Source organism: Veillonella sp. ZSJB6, from assembly GCF_051549505.1.
Lineage (GTDB): Bacteria > Bacillota > Negativicutes > Veillonellales > Veillonellaceae > Veillonella.
Genome location: NZ_JBPUGE010000003.1, coordinates 319,146 through 340,434 on the forward strand (window position 1 = coordinate 319,146; position 21,289 = coordinate 340,434).

Consider the following 21,289-nt stretch of genomic DNA (forward strand, 5'->3'; position numbering starts at 1 on the left):
GAAGATTTCTACATATTCATTATATATTGAGAGTCCATACTTATAATATAGTAAATGATATGTATATTTAAAAGTAAGACACTACTATTAGTATATAACAGAGGTGAATAAAATGGCAGTATCTGCAGATTTATATAGAACCTTTTTAGGGGTAGGCTTATATTTATCCTTTTCCCGTGCCGCAAAAGAGTTAGGCGTTTCTCAATCCGCCATCAGCCAAAGTATTAAGCAATTAGAAGGTGAACTTAATATGCCTCTTTTTGTGCGCACTACAAAATCTGTAGGGTTCACGCCAGAAGGCAAAGAATTGTTTGATACAGTAGCGAAGGCTTTTTCCATTCTTGATAATGGGGTAACTCAATTGCAAGAACGTGTTAGCCAAGCTTATGAAAGTTTAAATCTTGCTGCTACAGACACATTATGTCGCCATTTCTTATTACCTTATTTCCATAAATGGCAATTGCAAGAAAGCGAAATCGGACTACATATCATCAACCGACCATCCCCTGATTGTGTAGAGTTAGTACTCAACAAAGAAGCGCAGTTAGCGGTGGTAAATGATTATGAAGGCTTGCGTGATAATCCTCAACTAGAGGTAACTACATTGGCTACAATTCAAGATGTATTTGTTGGTGGTCCTGACTATAAAGGGGCAGGCTTCTTTGATCAAGGCCGTCTTCTTAATGAGCCTATTTTGCTCTTGCATAAAGGCTCTGCGAGCCGTACATTCTTCGATGAAGTAACTCATGGTGCATGCCGTAAACCTCGCTTCGAATTAGGTAGCGTCGATGTGTTGCTTGATCTTGTAGAAATTAACATGGGTATTTCCATGTTGCCTAACCATGTAGTGCAACAAAAGATGCAAGAAGGTACAGTGGTACGTATAGATACAGATATTCCGGTGCCAACGCGTGACATTGTACTTGTCCGTTCTCGTTTGGTACCTCAATCTGAAGGCGCTGCACGCTTCACATCCTTACTCGTTAATCGTGAAAGCACACGCGATAAGGTTTTATAATAATGAGACACACTTTATGAGAATTTTCAGAAAGTGTGTCTTTTTATATTTTAGAGTACTGTTATCTGTGCTATATTATATTGTTATAAACCTACTGAATTTTATAATTTAGTGTGGAAAGTTTTTAAGCCTTAAAGAGAGCTTTTTTCTAGCTGTATTGTTAAGTCTTTTACTTGATATAGGTTGACCCTAAGGGGTTATTTACGTTAAAATTTAAAGATAGTTATGCTGCGGAGGTAAGAGCACATGGAATTATTAAAACAACGCATTCGTGAAGAGGGGATTGTCCTCAATAATCGCGTGCTAAAAGTAGATGGTTTCTTGAATCATCAAATCGATCCACAATTGTTTAAAGCAATCGGTAAAGAAATCGCCGATCGTTACCGTGATGCAGGTGTACAACGTATTGTTACTATTGAAGCATCTGGCATTGCATTGGCGTTGATGGCTGCTCTTGAACTTGATGTGCCATTAGTATTTGCGCGTAAGAAAAAATCTATTCTTATGGTAGATGATGTATATCATAGTGTTGTGTACTCTTATACAAAAGAGGAAAACTACGATATTACTATTTCTAAAAAATTCTTGCCAGCCGGTGAAAAAGTGTTGATCATCGATGACTTCTTGGCATCTGGTGAGGCTGCTATGGGACTTGCTAAATTGGTAGAAGACGCTGGTGATGAAGTGGTTGGTATGGCGATCGCTATCGAAAAATCCTTCCAACCTGGTCGTGAACGCCTTGAAAATGCAGGGTATCGTGTTGAATCTTTAGTTCGTATTAAAGAATTTAAAGACAATGGTTGTGTATTTATCGAAGACTAATAGTCTGATTATTTGTAGAGGGAATTATGAATCAAAAAGCAGAAAAATTTGACTTACTCGTTGCTGATCTAAATAAAGGCGGTAACTCTTGGTTTACAAAGGAAGAAATGACAGATGACCTTCATACAGTCGTTTACCACGGCCGTTTGGATGTTCATGAGCATAGCTTGCCTGTATTCATCGTTGTGGATGATTCTGCATTCTCCTATGCACGTATTGCTATCACAACAACATCTATTGATGAAAAAGTGATTCCTGCTGTGTTGAAAGAACTTAACACATTGAATCAAGATTATAAAGTATCTAAATACTATGTGAGCAATGAAGATAAAAACATCTATATGGATGTGTCTGTTCCTGGTTTGACTGAGCAATTTGATCCTACAGTAGTAGTTAATTTATTGCTTGAAGTCGTTCAACCACATTTAGATGCTGTACATAAAGGCATTCTTAAAGTAGCTGGTTTAGCTAAATAGAGGTTGTTATGAATCCTAAAGCATTATTATTTGATAAGTTTTTAAAAGACGAAGAAATCACATCCTTTGAACGTAAGGATTTTGAGGATGAAGACGGTACTGTTGTATACCGTTCTTACATTAAATCCCCGTTGTGGGATATGCCGTTATTTGTTATTCTTGATAACAGTATTTACAGTGTTATTCGTTTGGTGTTGGGCCCTGAAAAGGTAACCGCACAAAATATGAATGCCTTGAATGCGTTGATTAACCGCGACAATGCGACATACAAAAACTATAAACTATATATTGATGAACAAGATTCCAGTCTATATTTAGACTGTGTATACATGTGTGGTGACGATGCGTTTGAACCAGCATTAATGTATGCATTGATGTCTTCTATCGTAGACTATGTCCCTGAAGCTGTAGGCGAGTTGAAAGCAGCTTTTGAAAGTAGCACACACTAATTAATAACAAATACAGATTAAGGGTCGTAATGTTCGGAAATTAATTGAAAGAGGGTATCCTATCTCTAAAGGTGGGATACCTTCTTTTTATTTTTTGTAAAATATACATTAATACCTCTAAAGACCTAAGTTTAATAGGATGTGTAGTTTTGTAAAAAAGAGTATATATTTTTAATCATATATTTTGAATAACGTCGATATAATTAAATTTAATTCTTTCAAATAGTTCGGAATATAACGAATAATAAAAATAATTAATTAAAAAATATTCGAAAATAGTGTTGATTTTGTAAAAGTTAGGTGTTACAATTTGTGTACAAGAAGGAGGTAGCACCGTGAACTATGCAAATCAACAAACTCAAAGCAAGTCTACGGAGGCTATTTGTGCGCATTTGACCCAGTCTGTTTTGGCTGGGCTTTTTTATTAGGAGGATCTATGAAGGTCGGTATTATTATGGGCAGCAAGTCTGACCTAGACACAATGAAAAAGGCATCTGCCGTACTTGATGAATTCAACATTCCTTATGAAATGGTAATCGCTTCAGCTCACCGTACACCTGAAGCTGTAAAAGACTTTGTTACAAGACTTGAAGACGAAGGGGCTATCGCTTTTATCGCAGGTGCTGGTGCAGCAGCTCATCTACCTGGCGTAGTCGCTAGCTTTACCACATTACCTGTTATTGGTATTCCTCTTAATGCAACAGCTTTAAAAGGTATCGATTCCTTGCTTGCTATTGTTCAAATGCCATCTGGTATGCCAGTAGCAACAATGGCTGTAGATGGTGCTAAAAATGCAGCACTCTTTGCCGTACAAATTGGAGCAGCTTTCAACAAAGAATTGAAAGAACAATATGTACAGTATCGTAAAGATATGGCCGAAAAAGTCCTAGCAGATAATGCAGAGCTACAAGGCGCTATTAAACTATAATCTTATAACTCGTTACAGATTACATTGCTCATAAAGTAAGCTCAATTCTTTTATTAGATATTCATTATATAGTTTGTATCATTCATTATGATAAAGGAGACACATCATGGCTAACATCGACTTGGAAACATTAACATTATTGTACGAAGGTAAAGCAAAACAAGTATATCAAACAGATAACAAAGACGAGTACATCGTTCATTACAAAGATGATGCTACTGCATTTAACGGTGAGAAACATGATACCATCCTTGGCAAAGGCGTATTGAACAATAAAATCTCTTCCTTCTTCTTTGAATTATTGAAAAAAGAAGGGGTTCCTACTCACTTCGTTCGTCGTGAAGATGATCGTAACCAAACAGTACTTACATTGAATATCATTCCTTTAGAAGTTATCGTTCGTAACATTGCAGCTGGTTCTATGGCTAAACGCTTTGGCATTGAAGAAGGTACTCCTCTTAAACATCCAATTCTTGAATTCTGCTACAAAAATGATGAATTAGGTGATCCATTTGCTAATGAATCCCAAATCACAGCACTTGGCTGGGCTACTCAAGAACAACTTGATGTAATCTCTACTATTACGTTAAAAGTAAACGATATTTTGAAAAAATTCTTGGCTACCAAAAATGTAACCCTTGTAGATTTTAAATTAGAATTTGGCACACATAATGGTGAAGTATTATTAGGCGATGAAATCTCTCCTGATACATGCCGTTTCTGGGATGCTACAACAGGTGAAAAACTCGACAAAGACCGTTTCCGTCGAGATCTTGGCAATATTGAAGAAGCGTACAAGGAAATGTTATTCCGTCTTACTGGCGAACGCGCCTAAGGGGGCACAATGAACTACGATCCAGTTTTTGATAAATGGCATGAAGAGTGTGGTGTATTCGGTGTCTATGATAGAACCATTGATGTAGCACGCTATGTATATTGGGGACTCTTTGCGCTCCAACACCGTGGTCAAGAAAGCGCGGGCATTGCCGTTACCGATGGTCATGATGTAGAACTAAAAAAAGGTATGGGCTTGTTGACTGAGGCCATTAAAGAACTACCATCCTTACCAAGCCATATGGGGACTGGTCATGTGCGGTACTCTACAACAGGTTCCAACAATCCACGCAATATCCAACCGTTAGTAATTCATTACCAAGGCGGTCAAATTGCAGTGGCTCATAACGGTAATTTAACGAATGCTTTAGCTATTCGCAAACGCCTTGAAGCAGATGGATCTATATTCCAAACGACTATGGATTCTGAGGTTATCGTAAACCTCATTGCTCGCTCTAAAGCTGAGACACAAGAGGAACGCATTGCCGATGCAGCCCGTCAAATTGAAGGAGCCTTTTCTCTAGTTATTACCACAAACGACTCCTTGGTAGGTGTGCGTGATCCCCAAGGCTTTAGACCTCTTTGTTTAGGCAAAACTGCAAATGGCTATGTCCTTTCTAGTGAAAGCTGTGCCTTAGATGCTATAAAAGCTGAGTTTATCCGTCACATCGATCCAGGCGAAATGGTAATTATCGATGACTCTGGTGTACGTAGTGTTATCTATGCAGAACCAGAGAAAATTGACAAAAAGCTTTGTGTTTTTGAATATATCTATTTTGCCCGCGGTGATAGCCATATTGATGGTCAATCGGTATATCAATCTCGTCTTAATATGGGGCGTGAATTATATAACGAAACTAAATACGATGCAGATATCGTCATGTCTATTCCTGACTCTGGCACTACAGCTGCACTAGGCTATGCTCGTGCATCGGGCATACCATTTGCAGAAGGCTTAGTGAAAAACCGATATAGCGGTCGTACCTTTATCAAGCCAAATCAAGAGGAACGGGAATTAGCTGTTCGTATGAAGCTTAATGCATTGCCTCACATTGTAGGGGGCAAACGGATTGTCCTTATCGATGATTCTATCGTACGCGGTACTACGAGTGGTATTATCGTTAAAATGCTAAAGGAAGCAGGCGCTAAAGAGGTGTACATGTGTGTAAGCTCACCAACAATTGAGTATTCCTGTCACTATGGTATTGATACGTCGGTGCGTAAAGAGCTAATTGCTGCTACACATACAGTAGATGAAATAAAAGATTATATTCATGCTGACAAATTACATTATTTATCTCGTGAAGGCTTATGTCGTGCTGTATCTGATATAGCGCCTAATGATTTATGTTTTGCTTGCTTTAATGGTGATTACAGTGTAGAGGTTCCTGCGGAACAAGAGGAAGGGGTCAAATATGTGCTCGAATAAAACTAGTTTAACCTATCGTGATGCAGGCGTTGATATTGATGCAGGTAATCGCGCAGTAGAATTGATGAAAGAATCCGTAAAACGCACTTATACACCTGGTGTTGTAGGTGATTTAGGTGGTTTTGGGGGCCTCTATTCCTTAGCTGGTCACTCTATGTCTGACCCTATGCTCGTATCCGGTACAGATGGGGTAGGTACCAAATTACGTTTAGCTATCATGATGGATAAACATGATACCATTGGTCAAGACTGCGTAGCCATGAGTGTTAACGATATTCTTGTGCAAGGGGCAACGCCTTTATTCTTCCTCGATTACATTGCAGTTGGTAAACTTGATCCTGTGAAAGTAGCAGATATTGTGCGCGGTGTGGCAAAGGCTTGTGAAGAGTCCGGATGTGCTTTACTAGGCGGTGAAACTGCAGAAATGGCGGGATTCTACGATAATGATGACTACGATGTAGCGGGCTTTGCAGTGGGGATTGTTGATCGTCCTAAATTGATTACTGGTGAAAGTATCAAAGCTGGCGACGTAATTTTAGGTCTTCCATCGTCTGGTGTACATTCTAATGGCTTCTCCTTGGTTCGTAAAATTGTATTTGACCATAAACAATTATCTATGGATACAAAAATTCCAGAATTTGGTAAAACTTTAGGCGAAGAATTATTGACGCCTACTCGTTTATACCCTAAAGCTGTATTGCCATTGATTGAACAAGAACTCGTAAAGGGTATGGTTCATATTACCGGCGGTGGCTTCTATGAAAATATTCCACGCGTATTGCCAAAAGGCGTTACTGCAGAGGTAGATGTCACTACATGGCCACGACTTCCTGTATTTACAAAACTACAAGAATGGGGCAATGTTGCCTGGCCTGAAATGTACCGTACGTTCAACATGGGCATTGGTATGATTGTTATCGTTGATCAAAAGGATGTAGAAACAGTTAAAGAAAACCTTTCTAGTCGTGGTGAAACGGTATATGAAATTGGCCGCATAGTAAGTGGTGATGGTCCTGTTGTCCTTAAAGGGGCTGAGTTCGATGCGTAATTCTAAAAAGAGATTAGCCCTCTTTGCTAGTGGTCGTGGCTCTAATGGGGAAGCACTGTATAAGGCCATGAAAGAAGGCTATATTAATGGTGAATTTGTTGTAATCATTACAGATCATGGCACAGCAGGAATTGTGGAACGCTCTAAATCTTGGAATATTCCACTTATTGTTATGGAACGTAGCGACTATGATTCTAAAGCTAGCTTTGAACAGGCTCAACTAGATGCTTTAGGGCCTTATAAGGTTGATGGTATCGTCTTGGCAGGCTATATGCGTATTGTCGGTGCTCCTTTGATAGAGCGATACGAACATCGTATATTAAATATTCATCCTGCTCTGTTACCATCATTTCCAGGCCTTCATGGTCATCAACAAGCCATTGACGGAGGCGTAAAAATTACAGGGTGTACGGTACACTTTGTTGATGCGGGAATGGATACGGGCCCAATCATTATGCAGAATACGGTTCCTGTATTACCCGATGATACAGAGGATACCTTGAGTGATAGATTATTACCTGTCGAACATAAAACGTATAAAGCGGCGTTACGACTGTTTTGTGATGACAAACTCACAATAAAAGGGCGTGTTGTATATATTAAAGATTGATGTGTAAGCAAAGGAAGACGTTAGATGATTAAAAATGCATTACTTAGTGTTTCTGATAAAACAGGTATTGTAGACTTTGCAAAAGGTTTAGTTGAATTAGGAGTAACCATTTATTCCACAGGTGGGACCCTTAAAGCCATAACCGATGCAGGCATTGCAGCCAAAGCGGTTGAGACGTTGACTGGTTTTCCTGAAATGATGGACGGCCGCGTTAAGACATTACATCCAAAGGTTCATGGTGGTATTTTGGCAATCCGCGATAATACGGAACATCAAAAAGCTATGGCAGATCATGATATTGAACCAATCGACCTTGTGGTTGTCAATCTCTATCCATTCCGTGAAACCATTGCAAAACCAAATGTATCCTTAGAGGAAGCCATTGAAAATATCGATATTGGCGGTCCTACCATGGTGCGTTCTGCTGCGAAGAACCATGCGTATGTAGGTATTGTAGTAAATCCAAACCATTACGATGAAATCTTAACAATGCTAAAAGAACATGGGGAATTGACTAAGGAATATCGATTTGGTCTAGCGAAAGAAGCTTTTGCTCATACTGCAGCTTATGACGTAGCTATTGCTAACTACATGAGCGGTATCTTAAACGAAGGTCCTACACCTCCAGAATATTTAAGTGCTTATGAAAAGGTAACAGACCTTCGCTATGGGGAAAATCCGCATCAAAAAGCGGCATTCTACAAAGAAATCGGTACAGCTCATGGTATGGGGGCCTTGAAACAACTCCATGGCAAAGAGCTTTCCTATAACAATATCGTAGATATGGAAGCAGCTTGGAATATGGTGTGGGAATTTACGAACCCTGCAGCATGTATTATTAAGCATACAAACCCATGTGGTGCTGCAACAGCAGCTACATTGCATGATGCTTATGTAAATGCTTACGAAGCAGACTCCGTATCTGCCTTTGGTGGTATCGTGGCTTTAAACCGTGAAGTCGATGCTGCTACTGCAGGAGAAATGAGTAAAATCTTCTTAGAAGTTATTATGGCACCTGCTTTCACAAAAGAAGCATTAGATATCCTTGAAGCGAAGAAAAATATTCGCCTCATCGAGTTATCTAAACCTGAGTCTGGCCAAGTAACAGTGAAAAAAGTTTCTGGTGGTCTATTGGTGCAAACAGAAGATGATATCCAAGAAGAGCGTGCTCACTATAAAGTAGTTACGAAGGTACAGCCCACAGAGGAACAATGGAAAGCCCTTGAATTTGCTTGGAAGCTTGTAAAACACGTAAAATCCAACGCTATTTTGATTTCTAATGAAAAACGTACCCTCGGTGTTGGGGCTGGTCAAATGAACCGCGTTGGGTCTGCAAAGATTGCCCTTGAACAAGCCGGTCAAGCCGCGAAAGGCGCTGTATTAGCATCTGATGCGTTCTTCCCATTTGGGGATACTGTAGAAACGGCGGCAAAACATGGTATTGCAGCCATTATTCAACCGGGTGGCTCTATTCGAGACGAAGAATCTATCAAGGCTGCCGACGAAGCGGGCATTGCCATGGTATTTACAAGCATTCGTCACTTTAAACATTAATTTGTTTAGCCTGATTGAGGATTATAGTCGAGCACTAGCTCGTAATCATTGATGTGTAATGATGATTATAGAGGATATAGGTGCTTACATATGATGTATTGATGGCGTTTAGGCGTCGATGGAGGACTTATGAAAGTATGTGTAATCGGTAACGGCGGCCGCGAACATGCATTGGCATGGCGATTGTCCATCAGCCCTAGCGTAACAAAGGTATATGCCATTCCTGGCAGTGCGGCCATGTCAGATTGTGCAGAGCTAGTTGGCATTGATTGGCAACAAAGCGATCATTTAATTAGCTTCTTGAAAGATAATCATGTTGATTTAGTTGTGGTTGGCCCAGAGGCTCCTCTTGTAGCAGGACTAGCAGACGTACTTAATAAGGCGGGCATTCCTGTGTTTGGCCCATCTAAAGCAGCGGCTCAATTAGAAGGATCTAAGGTGTTTGCCAAAGATCTTATGAAAAAATACAACATTCCAACGGCTGCCTATGGTGTATTCCACAATGTGGATGAAGCAAAAGAATTTATCGCTCAAACGGGTGCTCCTATCGTGGTGAAAGCTGACGGCTTGGCGGCTGGTAAGGGCGTTGTGGTGGCTATGACCATGGAAGAAGCAAATGCAGCTGTAGAAGACATGCTTAGTGGTAATCGCTTTGGTGATGCAGGCAGCACTGTCGTTATCGAAGAATTTATGGAAGGCGAAGAGGCTAGCTTACTTGCCTTTGTAGACGGCAAGACTGTAGTGCCTATGATTGCTTCTCAAGATCATAAACGCATCTTTGATGGTGATAAAGGCCCTAATACTGGTGGCATGGGGACCTATGCACCAGCGCCAGTGCTTACCGATACATTGCGTGATGAAGCGATGAAAACAATCTTAGAACCTATGGTGGCGGCTATGCAAAAAGAGGGTATGCCTTATGTAGGTTGTCTCTATGCAGGCCTTATGATTACGCCTCAAGGTCCTAAGGTTGTAGAATTTAATGCACGCTTTGGCGATCCAGAAACACAAGTTGTATTGCCATTACTTGATAGCGATTTAGGTCAAATCATGATGGCTTGTGCCACAGGTACATTAACAGCTGATATGGTGAAATGGAAAGACTCCTCGGCAGCTTGTGTCATTCTTGCTTCTAAAGGATATCCTGAAACATCCTCGAAGGGTGATGTGATTCATGGTGATATTAAACAACATGATACAACCATCGTATTCCACTCTGGCACGAAACTAGTAGGTGAAGAATATGTCACAAATGGCGGCCGTGTTTTAGGTGTTGTGGGACTTGGTAAAGACCTTAGAACAGCGCTCGATAGAGCTTATGGACGTATAGAACACATCGATTTTGAGGGCATGCAATATCGTACAGATATTGGGGCGAAAGCTTTCAAATAAACTAAAGGTCTTTTAAATCATGTAAACATGTATTTAAATAGTACAATAGCATTTCAAAAATATAAAAACCTCTACATTTATGTATAGCGCATGTGGTGTAGAGGTTTTTATTTTCTACCTTTTAATGGTTACCTATGTTATAATAATGTAGATATAAAGAGGGCCCATCGACGTGTGATGGCGTTAGGCTCATCTCAACATTTTGAAACCTATTGATGGCGCCTAATATGTAGAAGTACATCTTCTACATATTAGGTGTTTTTACTATAGTCTATTTTTCGTATAGCGACATACAACTATGAAATATAACAAAGAACCGTTAAAACTGAATAGTCCGGTATCATTTTGGATGAATTTCCCCAATGAAGAACGCGTGTTTTGGGTGGATCGCCAAAGTGACCGCATCGTTGTAGGCGCTAAACGTCTAGCGACGGTTAAAGATGATGACGATCGCCATAATTATGCGTATGTATTTTATGGGGATACTTTTTTTGATACTGTAAAAGACCCTAAATGGTCTAATATGGGCCATGAAATGATTGCTTTTACCCATTATTACATCGTAGAAAATGGAGAGTCCTTCTATCTACATGCTGGTGAAAGCGTACCTATCGAGGATTTTGAGGTGCCTCGCGTACGCCATAACTTCAAGGAAACTAGCGATGATAAGGCGGATTGGAACCGTTTGATGATTGCTATATCTGATGGTATCAATAGCGGTGAGATGACTAAGGTCGTTTCCTCTCGTGAGGTAGAATTCACTAGCGAAACACCATATAATGTGTCAAGTATTTTAGCTAATTTAGTCGATAATAATCCCAATTGTTTTATCTTTGGCTATGAAAAGGATGGACGTACCTTTGTAGGGGCATCGCCAGAAATTTTAGTGCGCCACCGCGGCAGTGAAATATTAAGCTATGCCTTAGCTGGGACCGCCCCAAAGGATGGTCCTAATGCGTGGACAGAGGAGCAATTACTAACCAGTGAGAAAAATCTTATAGAACATAATATTGTTCGCAATCGTATCGTGAATACGATGAAACAAATCACTCCAGATGTTACGGTGGGGGAAACTGGCATTATGGAGTTATCTCACCTCTATCATTTGCGTACCATAATTACTGCAAAGGATAGTACAAAATCTCTTGTGGAATGGGCCAAATTGTTACACCCTACACCAGCCCTTGGTGGTGAACCTCGAGAAAAGGCGCTAGCCTTATTACAAGAGTATGAATCCCATGAGCGCGGTATGTACGCAGCGCCTTTTGGCTTTATGAAGGATATGGGGGACGGCATCGTTGTAGTTGCTATACGATCTGCTCTTATCATGGATAATGTATTGTATGCCTATGCAGGATGTGGCGTTGTAGCTGATTCTGATGCGGATGAAGAATACGCTGAAACTAATAATAAAATGCGCACCATTCTTGATGCTTTATAATTGTTTCCGTACCTCTAGGGGTGTTTGAAAGGGAATATAATGAATGAATATATTGCTGCCTTGGTAGACGAGTTCTACCAACTCGGCGTCCGTCATGCGGTGTTTAGCCCTGGTTCTCGTTCTACGACGATGGCTATGCTGTTCAAGGAGCATGAAGGATTTGAAACCTATATGAATATAGATGAGCGCTCTGCTAGTTTTATGGCTCTTGGCATTGCAAAGGCTCATAAGGAACCAACTGTACTCGTATGTACTTCTGGTTCTGCTGTGGCCCATTATTTGCCAGCTGTTTTGGAAGCTCAATATAGCGGGGTTCCACTCATTGTACTGTCTGCCGATAGACCTCATACACTATTGCATGTAGGGGCTCCTCAAACTGTAGATCAGCACAAAATTTTTGGTACTGCTGTAAACTACTATGAAGAATTAGCTGTGCCTCAAGAATCTCATTACTATACATATCCTCGCCAAGTGGCTCGTAAAGCGTATATGAAAGCGATGGATACGAAAAAAGGGCCAGTCCATATTAATGTGCCTCTCTTTGAACCATTGGTACCGGAATTAAGTCGTAACCATTTTGAGGCTGGACGTAGCTCCTTTAAAGTGGTTAAACCAAACTATGGTAGTGTATTTGACTGTCGCCATGAAAATGATTTGACTCATATTAATACTGCTACTGATATTGCTGATAGTCCTATTAGTAAAGAAAAGACTAATAATTTACTTGAAAGATATGAGCGTATCCTTATCCTAGCAGGCCCACAGATCGATATAGATGAAACTAATACGATTCGATCCTTTGGGGAGGCTTTACAAGCCCCTATTTTGGCGGACCCTTTGTCTAATGTAAGACGATGTTATAACTCGGAAGGTAATCAAAGTAGCAAGGAGTGTGTCGATGCTAGTAATGTTGTTATCTCTACGTATGATGCATTATTAGCAGGGCAAGCTCTTTGGCGTGAGCTAAAACCAGATTGTGTGATTCAGTTTGGTCAAATTGTTGTATCGAAACGTGTACAACAGATGATCGCTAGTTGGACTGATGTGGAGTATATCGAGGTAAATCCTACCATGGACTCCATGAATCCAACAGGTAAAACTACCATGCATGTGCAAGCTAGCATTGATGTCTTTACCCATTTGTACGGAAAAAACAATAACTCTGATGAGTACTTAAAAATATGGCAACGGCTAGATCAAGAGGGTAAAAAGCAACTAAGTACAGCTATCGATGAGCCTCATTGCTTTGAAGGTCGAACCATACGCGAGTTGCAAGAACACATCCCTGAAGATGGACAGGTTTTTGTTGCCAATAGTATGACGATTCGCGATTTTGATTACTTCTGGTTCAGTGGAGAATCTAAGGCGGTTCTTTACGGTAATCGAGGTGTCAATGGTATTGATGGCACTATTTCTACGGCTCTTGGACTAGCAGCGAATGGTAAACCTACGTATCTAGTAACAGGGGATTTATCCTTGTTCCACGATTTGAATGGCTTGGCGGTAGCGAAAACCCATAATTTAAACTTAACTATTATTTTGCATAATAATGATGGCGGCGGTATTTTTGAATATTTACCGCAAAAGGGGACAAAGCATTTTGATTACTTGTTCTCTACATCACAAGGCTTAGATTACAGTGGGGCTGCCAAACTCTATGGTTGTGGCTATGCTAAAATCTCCAGCCCCGATGAGTTGAGTTCTGTATTGGCTAATGTTAGCCAAGAAACAGGCGTTCATATCATTGAAATTCCTACAAATAGGGAATATAGCAGAGAATTGCATAAGAAATATACGAAGGTTTCAGTTGATATGGAGGCATTACTATGAGTCAGTATTTTTGCAGTATTGTAGATAATGCTTTGTGTAATCCAGCTCAGCGCATGTACTTTGACTTAGGGGAATACCGCTACGGTTTGACTATAGTTGGCGATGGGGAACCTATCGTGTGTCTCCACGGTTTCTCTGAATCGAGCTACACTTGGGATGCTATTAATCTTCCCGGCTATCGCGTGGTCCGTATCGATTTGATTGGTCATGGTGATTCAGATATTCCTACTGAGGAACAGGCTTACACGATTCCTCGAATGATAGAGGACTTGCATACGGTTATTTATCATATGGTTGGCGACAGCTATTACCTCATGGGTTATTCCATGGGGGCCCGCATTGCCCTTTCTTATGCTTTGGAATATGAAAGTGAAATCAAAGGGCTTATTCTTGAAAGTGGCTCTGTAGGGATTGCTTCGGAGGCTGAACGAGCAGAACGACGCAAGGCCGATGAAGAATTAGCTCACCAAATCGAACATAACGATGGTTCTTGGTTTGCTTCCCGTTGGGCGGAGGCTCCTATTTTTGAAAGTCAAAAGCAGCTTTTACCCGCGGTCACTGAATTAATTCATTTACGTCGTGCCCATAATAGTCCGTACGCATTAGCGTGTACCCTTCGTGGGTCCGGCCAAGGTGTTATGACCTATGTCGGTGATCAATTAGAAAAATTATCATGTAAAGGCCTATATGTGAGTGGCGCATTAGATACAAAATATACTACAATAGGAAGAGATGTATTTGGCAAGTTGCCAAACTTTAAGCATGTCATCGTCGAAGGGGCGGGGCATAATGTGCATATAGAAAAACCGCAAATATTTGAACAAGCGGTGTTAGATTTTTTACAGAAGAAAGGTTAAGTCCATGAGCAAATTTGATTGGAAAGTATTGGATCGTAATTATGAAGATGTAATTTACGAAACATATAATGGCATTGCAAAGATTACTATTAATCGCCCACAGGTACGTAACGCGTTCCGTCCTAAAACTGTTATGGAGTTAATCGATGCTTTCACAGTAGCTCGTGAAGATAACGAAGTAGGCGTAATCGTATTGACTGGTGCAAACCACGGTCAAGGTGAAGACAAAGAAGCATTCTGCTCCGGTGGTGACCAAAGCGTACGCGGTCACGGTGGTTATGTAGGCGAAGATAATGTTCCTCGTTTGAACGTTCTTGATTTACAACGTTTGATTCGCGTTATTCCTAAACCTGTTATCGCTATGGTTAATGGCTTTGCTATCGGTGGCGGTCATGTATTGCACATCGTATGTGACCTTACTATCGCTTCTGAAAATGCTAAATTTGGTCAAACAGGTCCTCGCGTAGGTTCCTTCGACGCAGGTTACGGTGCAGGTTACTTGGCTCGTATGATCGGTCATAAACGCGCTCGTGAAGTATGGTTCCTTTGCCGTCAATACACAGCTGCTCAAGCTTATGAAATGGGTATGGTTAACTGTGTTGTACCATTCGACAAATTGGAAGAAGAAACAGTTCAATGGTGTAACGAAATTCTTGAATTGTCCCCAATGGCATTGCGCATGTTGAAAGGTGCCTTCAACGCCGACACAGACGGTCTTGCAGGTTTACAACAATTCGCAGGCGATGCAACATTGATGTACTACACAATCGATGAAGCAAAAGAAGGTCGTGACGCATTTAAAGAAAAACGTAAACCGAACTTCAAACAATTCCCTAAATTCCCTTAATCAGAACGTAGTACCAGTCTATTACTAGGAATGGGATGTATTGTAAAAACGACAAGTGCGCCTCTATATGAGGCGCCTTTCTTGTAATATCTGTGGTTATTAATTATTAATCATAAGGCATTATCTTTAGATACGAGGTGAGACGATGGAATGGTTACGGTATGGTGCACAGCACTATCCTGATCGCATATGTATAAATGAATATACCTATAACGATATATATGGCGGTGTGCTCCATGTGGCTAGTGAATTGATACATCTTGAAAGCTCACGTGTAGCTATTTTATCGGACAACTCTGTTACTATGGCAATTTATGTACTGGCAGCTATGCTAGCCCATAAAGAGGTATTGTTACTGAATGTACATCTTAAGCCCAATGAGATCGGAAACCAATTGAAACAATTAGGTGTTACTACCGTATTACATAGTAAAGAACGGTATAATCAACTACCTAGTTTACTACGTACCATTGAGTTTGAACCGCTAGAATCCATTCTGTCTAATCTGAATTTAGAGGACACTTTTGATTGGAACTTTGATGATGCAGTCATTGCAGCCATTATGAACACTAGCGCTACAACAGGTCAGTTTAAATCAGTACCACTTCGATGGGGGCAAATTAGGGCTCATATACAGGCGTCTCAAGAGGTGCTTGATAAAACGGACCAAGATAATTGGCTTATGGTATTGCCCTTGTTCCATGTCAGTGGATTATCTATCTTGATGCGATCACTTTATAATGGAACGGCTATTACTATATTGGCTAAATACGATGAAGCAAAGGTTTTAGAACTTATTGAGTCAGATCAAATTAATATGATGTCTTTAGTACCGACGATTTTAACACAATTAGAACCGAAGATTACACATCATACATTACGAGTGATTCTGCTTGGCGGTGAGTTCATTCCTATGGCGCTTATTGATGCTTGTGAAAAGAAATCGTTGCCAATTTATAAGACATACGGTATGACAGAGACCTTTAGTCAAAGTGTGACCTTCTCTGTATTGGATTACCCTCACAAACGAGATTCTGTAGGCAAACCATTACCTGGTATGCAGGTTCGCATTGATAATCCTGATGCGGACGGCGTCGGTGAAATCCATTTGACTGGGCCTATGGTTATGACTGGGTATATCGACAAGGAACCTATCAACGGTGACCTTAATACAGATGATATTGGCTATGTCGATGAAGATGGGTTTGTATATATTCTTAATCGCCGCAAAGACCTTATTATCTCTGGTGGTGAAAATATTTATCCTAAGGAGCTAGAGGACCTAGTCTATACATTACCAACGGTGAAGGAATGTGCTGTAGTACCTGTATCTGATCCTAAATGGGGGCAAGTGCCAGCGCTATTTGTAGCTTTTCATGATGGTGAAAGTATGACTGCAGATGCAATTTTATCCTTTATGACTTCTTCCTTGGCAAAGTATAAAATCCCTAAATATGTAAGAATTTTACCGGCATTGCCTCGTAATGGCACCGGTAAAATTGTGCGTAATAAACTGCGTTTAGAAGATTGAGGCGTCTATGAATGATATTTTAAATTTTAAAAGCATAACTACATATCGCCTTAAGCTACCGATGAAGTTTAATTTTAAAACCGCCAAGGGTGAGGTAAAAGAGCGAGAAACCATTGTTATCCGAATCGAGGACCAACAAGGCTATGTAGGTTATGGTGAATGTGTTGCTTTCACAGATCCATTTTATACCGCAGAAACCGTAGATACATGTTGGAAGAAATTAGTGGATGATTATATTTTTAATCTTCGCTTGATGCGGCCTAAACCGCTTATGACCTATGTACGCCAGTTGCAATTCTGGTTGAATCGAGATCATATGCCGATGACCGTTGCCGCTGTAGAAAATGCCCTTATTAATCTTCATTGTGAGAGACTTGGTGTAAATTCTATTTCCTATATCATGGGGCAGCCTTTACAAGATACAATTGAAAGTGGTGTTGTTATCGGTGATGTACCGATGGAACAATTGTTAGATACCGTAGAAGCTCATGTGGCAAATGGTTGTAAGCGCATTAAGTTAAAGGTGAACCCTATAGATGGTTATGAACGAGTATCTCTCATCCGTAACCAGTATCCAAACTTAGTTTTAGCTGCTGACGCGAACCAAAGCTATTCGTATGATGATATTGACAAGGTTCGTCAATTTAACGGTTTGAATCTAGCTTGTATAGAAGAGCCTTTTGCTATGACGACACTCCAATCCTATAAGGAATGGAAGTGGGAACGTCTTAACAATGATGATTGGAACATTGAAACACCTATCTGTTTAGATGAATCTATATTAGGCTATGATGATTTATCCTATGCCATAGAATATGGTCTAATTGACGTACTTAATATAAAAGTAGGGCGCATGGGCGGTCTTGTGCCAACGAAGGCAGCTATTAATCTTTGTAGAGAAAGTCATATTCCGTATTGGATTGGTAGCATGGTAGAGTCTGGCGTTTCTAAAATGCTCCATGCTCAACTCGCTGCACTAGGTGATTCCTATATGGCAGGAGACCTATCGGATTCTAATAGATACTTTGAGCGAGATCTTATCTATCCCGACCTTACTTTTAAAAATGGCGTAATGCATGTGCCTGATGGTGATGGGCTGGGTGTAACCGTTTTTGATGATAGATTAGAAGCGTATTGCGTGGAGAAACGAACACTATGAATTTGATTGAATCTTTACAAATTGAAAAACCTCATATGACAAGTGACACTACATGTGTGGCAAAAATGAATTTAGGTGACTTTCACAAGCAACCGCAAGGTTACCTAAATGGAGGGGCGACCCTAGCCTTTGCAGAAATTGCAGCGGGAATGATGAGTAACGAACTTATTGGTGCTGATAAATTTGGTGTCGGTCAATCTATTACAGCTAATCACTTGCGTCCTGTACGATGTGAAGGCTCTTTAACGGCCCATGGTACACTATTGGTAAAAGGGAAGACCTCACATGTATGGCGCTTTGATATGAAGGACGATGCAGAACGACTCATCTCTCAAGTGACCGTAACATTAGCCATTGTGGACTTTGATCGGTAATAGATAATAACAAATAACTAATAACTAGTGCGTAATACGTAATAGGTAATAGGTAATAGATAATGATAAAAGGACAGTAAATACTATGTTAGTATCTACTGTCCTTTTTAGGTTCCGTATAAGTTAATAATTATTTATTGCTTATTGCTTGTTACTAGCTATTTACGAGTTACTGTATATAAGTCTTCTATATCTGGAATATCATAAATAACCCATGTGCCATCACCTAAATGACGCATCAAAACTCGTATATCTTTTGTCATATTCTTTTTGTTATTTTGTATTGTTACTGTTACGGTGGCTGTATCTCCATCGTCTTCAGATTTGATGTTTTTAACCTCTACATCATGCTCTTTGAAGAGGCGGCCATCTACAAGACGGTCGACCATGGACATGTTGTCATCACTTTGAGCCGTATTGTTAGTATCTGTAGTTGTTGGCTGAGATTTAAAGCTGTCTGGATCTTCGATATATTTTCGCATCACATCTTCGATTAAAGAAGGCCCAAATGTCTTAGCTGCTGCAATAGTAGCTTTACCAAATGGATTAGATGTATCTATATATTTGTTGCCTTCCCGTTCTAAGATATTTTTTACAATAGATTTTGTATCTATGTGGCGTAAAGCCTCATCGGCATCTTTATCTTGCACGGCTTGATGAATAATTTTTAACGTATAGGCTGGTGTGTGGGGAATGTACCACATGAAATACCATGCTGCTGCAAGCGCACCTACAATAGCAACAATTAAAATTGTTATAAGTGATTTTGATTTCATTGTATTACTCCAAAGTATTTTATATTACATTCTTATTATTTATATAATATATATTTATTTTATCATAGTCAAAGACGATTCACTATAATTATTAATTAGTAATACTTAAAACAGTAGAACTTTCAAATATATGTACTAATAAACTGTAGCAAATATATATGCTATAAAGTGGATAGGACATATTCTTGCTTTAGCTAACTAAAGAATATATAATAAAAGTATCTTTCATGAAAATTTCATATAAAGAAGGGGAGACTATGGTTAGTAAAAAGGTGATTATCAAATCTTTAGTATGTACAGCATTGACATGTAGTTTTGCTACATGCGCATTAGCAGCAGATAAAGATAATGGAGAAAAAGTTCAATCAAGCTGGATGGATCGTACTGATATTGGTATTGGTTTTAAAGGAAGCCAGGAAGATTCCTATCATGATTATGCAATGCCTAATAAACAAATGACTGATAATAATCTAAGCTATGATACACGATTCCATTATCGTAATCATAACTCTAAGCAGAAAGTGAATACACAGTATTTTATAGAGACGTTGCAACCCATAAAACGATATGGTAAAGATGGCAAATCCATGGTGTTTGTACAAGGACGATTAGATGCTAATGGTGGCGAAAAAGTTTCCACTACTACATATTGGAATGGTTCAGATTCAGATTTTGGAAGAATTGACGGTCAAGGTACCTATATTGATAAAGGTGAAGTAGTAGAACATGATACACTTGGTGTTGTAGGTACTGCTGGTATTGGCTATCGTCGCCTTAGTACACATGAGCATGCCTACGTCGGCGCTAATGTATTCTATGACTATGCATTTAAGGATAAACTTTCTCGCGTTAGTGCAGGATTAGAATATGTAGCTGGTCTAAATACGATTAGTGTCAATGTATACCATGGACTATCAGAAAAAAAGGTGGGGCCTTATGACATTAACACACCTTTGCGTCAAGTACCACGGGCAATAGATTTTCATGATAGCTTAAGTTCACCACCTGATGGTATTCATAGAACACCTCGATATTCTTATGAACATGTATTGGATGGCTTTGATATACGGTATACACGAGATTATAAGAATGCCCGTTGGCTATCTAGTTATGTGGAAGGATATCATTGGAAAACAAAAGCGCCAGGAGAACATTCAGAAGAGATGTACTATATTGACCAACATAAGTGGCAATCTATACATGGATTAAAGGTAGGCGCTAAAATGAATGTGACGCCTCATATTTCTGTAGATCTAGGAATTGGTAAAAGTAATATTAGTTCTGTAGAACCTTATGTATCAGTTATGTACACATTGGGTAAATCTCGATATGCGTACTTCGGTGGTAAGCATAGTGAAAATGTGATGACCACTGCACGTTCTAAGGTATTCGATAAGGTCAAACGTGGTGATATGAAGGTTGAGTATTATTGGGAACAAGACTTGCGTGATGGCCCTTGGGATCATTTATAATTTGTATCATACTTGTAAAAATATCATAATAAACAATTTTATATAATTATGTTGAAATTGGTACCTAGTTTTCGTTAAAGAAATTTAGGTGCCAATTTTATTATTATCCTTAAGTTGGTTCTTAAGATAGTCACAAATCAGAAAAAATATCTGCTTTACAGGCGTTTTTGATTTCTGTAATTATAGGTATAATTTGTAGTATATTCAAGCATACTAAATATAAATGGCTAATATTTGCGATTTTTAATAGATAGTTCCCAATTTCATATATTTTGGAAAAATTCATCAAAAAATTAGAAAAAAGTACTTGCATTAGTAGGTTGCCTCGTGTTAATATATACGAGTAGTCAACGAGAGTTGATACGCGGCCCCGTGGTGTAGCGGTTAACATGTCGCCCTGTCACGGCGAAGATCGTCAGTTCAAATCTGATCGGGGTCGCCA

Annotated in this window: 20 protein-coding genes and 1 tRNA gene; 20 read left to right on the top strand and 1 reads right to left on the bottom strand. The window is 39.7% G+C overall.

The features are described 5' to 3' along the window. Window positions 1-112 precede the first annotated feature (112 nt). The 18 genes from ACSV5T_RS05980 to ACSV5T_RS06065 all read left to right on the top strand — a co-directional run bounded on the left by ACSV5T_RS05980 (window position 113) and on the right by ACSV5T_RS06065 (window position 18,599). Window positions 113-1,018 (top strand): LysR family transcriptional regulator, encoded by a 906-nt coding sequence (locus ACSV5T_RS05980; RefSeq protein ID WP_005387848.1) that lies wholly within the window; start codon window positions 113-115, stop codon window positions 1,016-1,018. Between the two features lie 246 nt (window positions 1,019-1,264). Then, entirely contained in the window at window positions 1,265-1,840 is a 576-nt protein-coding gene (locus tag ACSV5T_RS05985) for a xanthine phosphoribosyltransferase (protein ID WP_005387850.1), read from the top strand. A 26-nt stretch (window positions 1,841-1,866) separates the two neighbouring features. Beyond that, the gene (locus ACSV5T_RS05990; RefSeq protein WP_325192109.1) at window positions 1,867-2,316 is read left to right on the top strand and encodes a hypothetical protein; all 450 of its coding nucleotides are present in this window, start codon (window positions 1,867-1,869) and stop codon (window positions 2,314-2,316) included. Window positions 2,317-2,324: 8 nt separating this feature from the next. Next, entirely contained in the window at window positions 2,325-2,765 is a 441-nt protein-coding gene (locus ACSV5T_RS05995; RefSeq protein ID WP_005387853.1) for a hypothetical protein, read from the top strand. Window positions 2,766-3,201: 436 nt separating this feature from the next. Further along, the gene (gene purE / locus ACSV5T_RS06000) at window positions 3,202-3,693 is read left to right on the top strand and encodes a 5-(carboxyamino)imidazole ribonucleotide mutase (protein ID WP_119208635.1); all 492 of its coding nucleotides are present in this window, start codon (window positions 3,202-3,204) and stop codon (window positions 3,691-3,693) included. A 106-nt stretch (window positions 3,694-3,799) separates the two neighbouring features. Then, the gene (gene purC, locus ACSV5T_RS06005; protein ID WP_105085273.1) at window positions 3,800-4,528 is read left to right on the top strand and encodes a phosphoribosylaminoimidazolesuccinocarboxamide synthase; all 729 of its coding nucleotides are present in this window, start codon (window positions 3,800-3,802) and stop codon (window positions 4,526-4,528) included. Window positions 4,529-4,537: 9 nt separating this feature from the next. Continuing rightward, on the top strand, window positions 4,538-5,956 hold the full coding sequence (gene purF / locus ACSV5T_RS06010) for an amidophosphoribosyltransferase (RefSeq protein ID WP_060923810.1): 1,419 nt from the start codon (window positions 4,538-4,540) through the stop codon (window positions 5,954-5,956). Further along, window positions 5,943-7,004: a phosphoribosylformylglycinamidine cyclo-ligase gene (gene purM / locus ACSV5T_RS06015; RefSeq protein ID WP_438320507.1), complete on the top strand. Its 1,062-nt coding sequence runs from the start codon at window positions 5,943-5,945 to the stop codon at window positions 7,002-7,004. Before purF ends, purM begins: the two co-directional genes overlap by 14 nt. After that, entirely contained in the window at window positions 6,997-7,614 is a 618-nt protein-coding gene (purN, locus tag ACSV5T_RS06020; protein ID WP_438320508.1) for a phosphoribosylglycinamide formyltransferase, read from the top strand. Before purM ends, purN begins: the two co-directional genes overlap by 8 nt. 24 nt (window positions 7,615-7,638) lie before the next feature. Further along, the gene (gene purH / locus ACSV5T_RS06025) at window positions 7,639-9,168 is read left to right on the top strand and encodes a bifunctional phosphoribosylaminoimidazolecarboxamide formyltransferase/IMP cyclohydrolase (protein WP_438320509.1); all 1,530 of its coding nucleotides are present in this window, start codon (window positions 7,639-7,641) and stop codon (window positions 9,166-9,168) included. Between the two features lie 129 nt (window positions 9,169-9,297). Next, window positions 9,298-10,560 (top strand): phosphoribosylamine--glycine ligase, encoded by a 1,263-nt coding sequence (purD, locus tag ACSV5T_RS06030; protein WP_438320510.1) that lies wholly within the window; start codon window positions 9,298-9,300, stop codon window positions 10,558-10,560. Window positions 10,561-10,858: 298 nt separating this feature from the next. Continuing rightward, entirely contained in the window at window positions 10,859-12,001 is a 1,143-nt protein-coding gene (locus ACSV5T_RS06035; protein WP_438320511.1) for an isochorismate synthase, read from the top strand. Between the two features lie 39 nt (window positions 12,002-12,040). After that, complete coding sequence (menD, locus tag ACSV5T_RS06040) at window positions 12,041-13,831, top strand: 2-succinyl-5-enolpyruvyl-6-hydroxy-3-cyclohexene-1-carboxylic-acid synthase (RefSeq protein ID WP_438320512.1); 1,791 nt, start codon at window positions 12,041-12,043, stop codon at window positions 13,829-13,831. After that, window positions 13,828-14,688 carry a 2-succinyl-6-hydroxy-2,4-cyclohexadiene-1-carboxylate synthase gene (gene menH, locus ACSV5T_RS06045; protein ID WP_438320513.1) on the top strand — a complete coding sequence of 287 codons (861 nt, stop codon included), beginning with the start codon at window positions 13,828-13,830 and terminating at the stop codon, window positions 14,686-14,688. Before menD ends, menH begins: the two co-directional genes overlap by 4 nt. Before the next feature lie 4 nt (window positions 14,689-14,692). Beyond that, a complete protein-coding gene (gene menB, locus ACSV5T_RS06050; protein ID WP_005387880.1) occupies window positions 14,693-15,535 on the top strand; it encodes a 1,4-dihydroxy-2-naphthoyl-CoA synthase in 843 nt (280 codons plus the stop codon). A 145-nt stretch (window positions 15,536-15,680) separates the two neighbouring features. Next, complete coding sequence (gene menE, locus ACSV5T_RS06055) at window positions 15,681-17,066, top strand: o-succinylbenzoate--CoA ligase (protein ID WP_438320514.1); 1,386 nt, start codon at window positions 15,681-15,683, stop codon at window positions 17,064-17,066. 7 nt (window positions 17,067-17,073) lie between these two features. After that, window positions 17,074-18,225 (top strand): o-succinylbenzoate synthase, encoded by a 1,152-nt coding sequence (gene menC, locus ACSV5T_RS06060; RefSeq protein ID WP_438320515.1) that lies wholly within the window; start codon window positions 17,074-17,076, stop codon window positions 18,223-18,225. Then, window positions 18,222-18,599 carry a PaaI family thioesterase gene (locus ACSV5T_RS06065; protein WP_295231606.1) on the top strand — a complete coding sequence of 126 codons (378 nt, stop codon included), beginning with the start codon at window positions 18,222-18,224 and terminating at the stop codon, window positions 18,597-18,599. Before menC ends, ACSV5T_RS06065 begins: the two co-directional genes overlap by 4 nt. Before the next feature lie 158 nt (window positions 18,600-18,757). Here the strand turns inward: ACSV5T_RS06065 and ACSV5T_RS06070 are convergent, their stop codons facing one another. Continuing rightward, on the bottom strand, window positions 18,758-19,375 hold the full coding sequence (locus tag ACSV5T_RS06070) for a hypothetical protein (protein WP_438320516.1): 618 nt from the start codon (window positions 19,373-19,375) through the stop codon (window positions 18,758-18,760). Window positions 19,376-19,632: 257 nt separating this feature from the next. Here ACSV5T_RS06070 and ACSV5T_RS06075 point away from each other — a divergent pair, with 257 nt between their 5' ends. Continuing rightward, the gene (locus tag ACSV5T_RS06075; protein ID WP_438320517.1) at window positions 19,633-20,847 is read left to right on the top strand and encodes an inverse autotransporter beta domain-containing protein; all 1,215 of its coding nucleotides are present in this window, start codon (window positions 19,633-19,635) and stop codon (window positions 20,845-20,847) included. Between the two features lie 366 nt (window positions 20,848-21,213). Beyond that, a tRNA-Asp gene (locus tag ACSV5T_RS06080) sits at window positions 21,214-21,289 on the top strand.

Bases quoted from the DNA above. Each gene is read 5' to 3' on its own strand.
- ACSV5T_RS05980 (WP_005387848.1), top strand. From the start codon at position 113: ATGGCAGTATCTGCAGATTTATATAGAACCTTTTTAGGGGTAGGCTTA.
- ACSV5T_RS05985 (WP_005387850.1), top strand. From the start codon at position 1,265: ATGGAATTATTAAAACAACGCATTCGTGAAGAGGGGATTGTCCTCAAT.
- ACSV5T_RS05990 (WP_325192109.1), top strand. From the start codon at position 1,867: ATGAATCAAAAAGCAGAAAAATTTGACTTACTCGTTGCTGATCTAAAT.
- ACSV5T_RS05995 (WP_005387853.1), top strand. From the start codon at position 2,325: ATGAATCCTAAAGCATTATTATTTGATAAGTTTTTAAAAGACGAAGAA.
- purE (WP_119208635.1), top strand. From the start codon at position 3,202: ATGAAGGTCGGTATTATTATGGGCAGCAAGTCTGACCTAGACACAATG.
- purC (WP_105085273.1), top strand. From the start codon at position 3,800: ATGGCTAACATCGACTTGGAAACATTAACATTATTGTACGAAGGTAAA.
- purF (WP_060923810.1), top strand. From the start codon at position 4,538: ATGAACTACGATCCAGTTTTTGATAAATGGCATGAAGAGTGTGGTGTA.
- purM (WP_438320507.1), top strand. From the start codon at position 5,943: ATGTGCTCGAATAAAACTAGTTTAACCTATCGTGATGCAGGCGTTGAT.
- purN (WP_438320508.1), top strand. From the start codon at position 6,997: ATGCGTAATTCTAAAAAGAGATTAGCCCTCTTTGCTAGTGGTCGTGGC.
- purH (WP_438320509.1), top strand. From the start codon at position 7,639: ATGATTAAAAATGCATTACTTAGTGTTTCTGATAAAACAGGTATTGTA.
- purD (WP_438320510.1), top strand. From the start codon at position 9,298: ATGAAAGTATGTGTAATCGGTAACGGCGGCCGCGAACATGCATTGGCA.
- ACSV5T_RS06035 (WP_438320511.1), top strand. From the start codon at position 10,859: ATGAAATATAACAAAGAACCGTTAAAACTGAATAGTCCGGTATCATTT.
- menD (WP_438320512.1), top strand. From the start codon at position 12,041: ATGAATGAATATATTGCTGCCTTGGTAGACGAGTTCTACCAACTCGGC.
- menH (WP_438320513.1), top strand. From the start codon at position 13,828: ATGAGTCAGTATTTTTGCAGTATTGTAGATAATGCTTTGTGTAATCCA.
- menB (WP_005387880.1), top strand. From the start codon at position 14,693: ATGAGCAAATTTGATTGGAAAGTATTGGATCGTAATTATGAAGATGTA.
- menE (WP_438320514.1), top strand. From the start codon at position 15,681: ATGGAATGGTTACGGTATGGTGCACAGCACTATCCTGATCGCATATGT.
- menC (WP_438320515.1), top strand. From the start codon at position 17,074: ATGAATGATATTTTAAATTTTAAAAGCATAACTACATATCGCCTTAAG.
- ACSV5T_RS06065 (WP_295231606.1), top strand. From the start codon at position 18,222: ATGAATTTGATTGAATCTTTACAAATTGAAAAACCTCATATGACAAGT.
- ACSV5T_RS06070 (WP_438320516.1), bottom strand. From the start codon at position 19,375: ATGAAATCAAAATCACTTATAACAATTTTAATTGTTGCTATTGTAGGT.
- ACSV5T_RS06075 (WP_438320517.1), top strand. From the start codon at position 19,633: ATGGTTAGTAAAAAGGTGATTATCAAATCTTTAGTATGTACAGCATTG.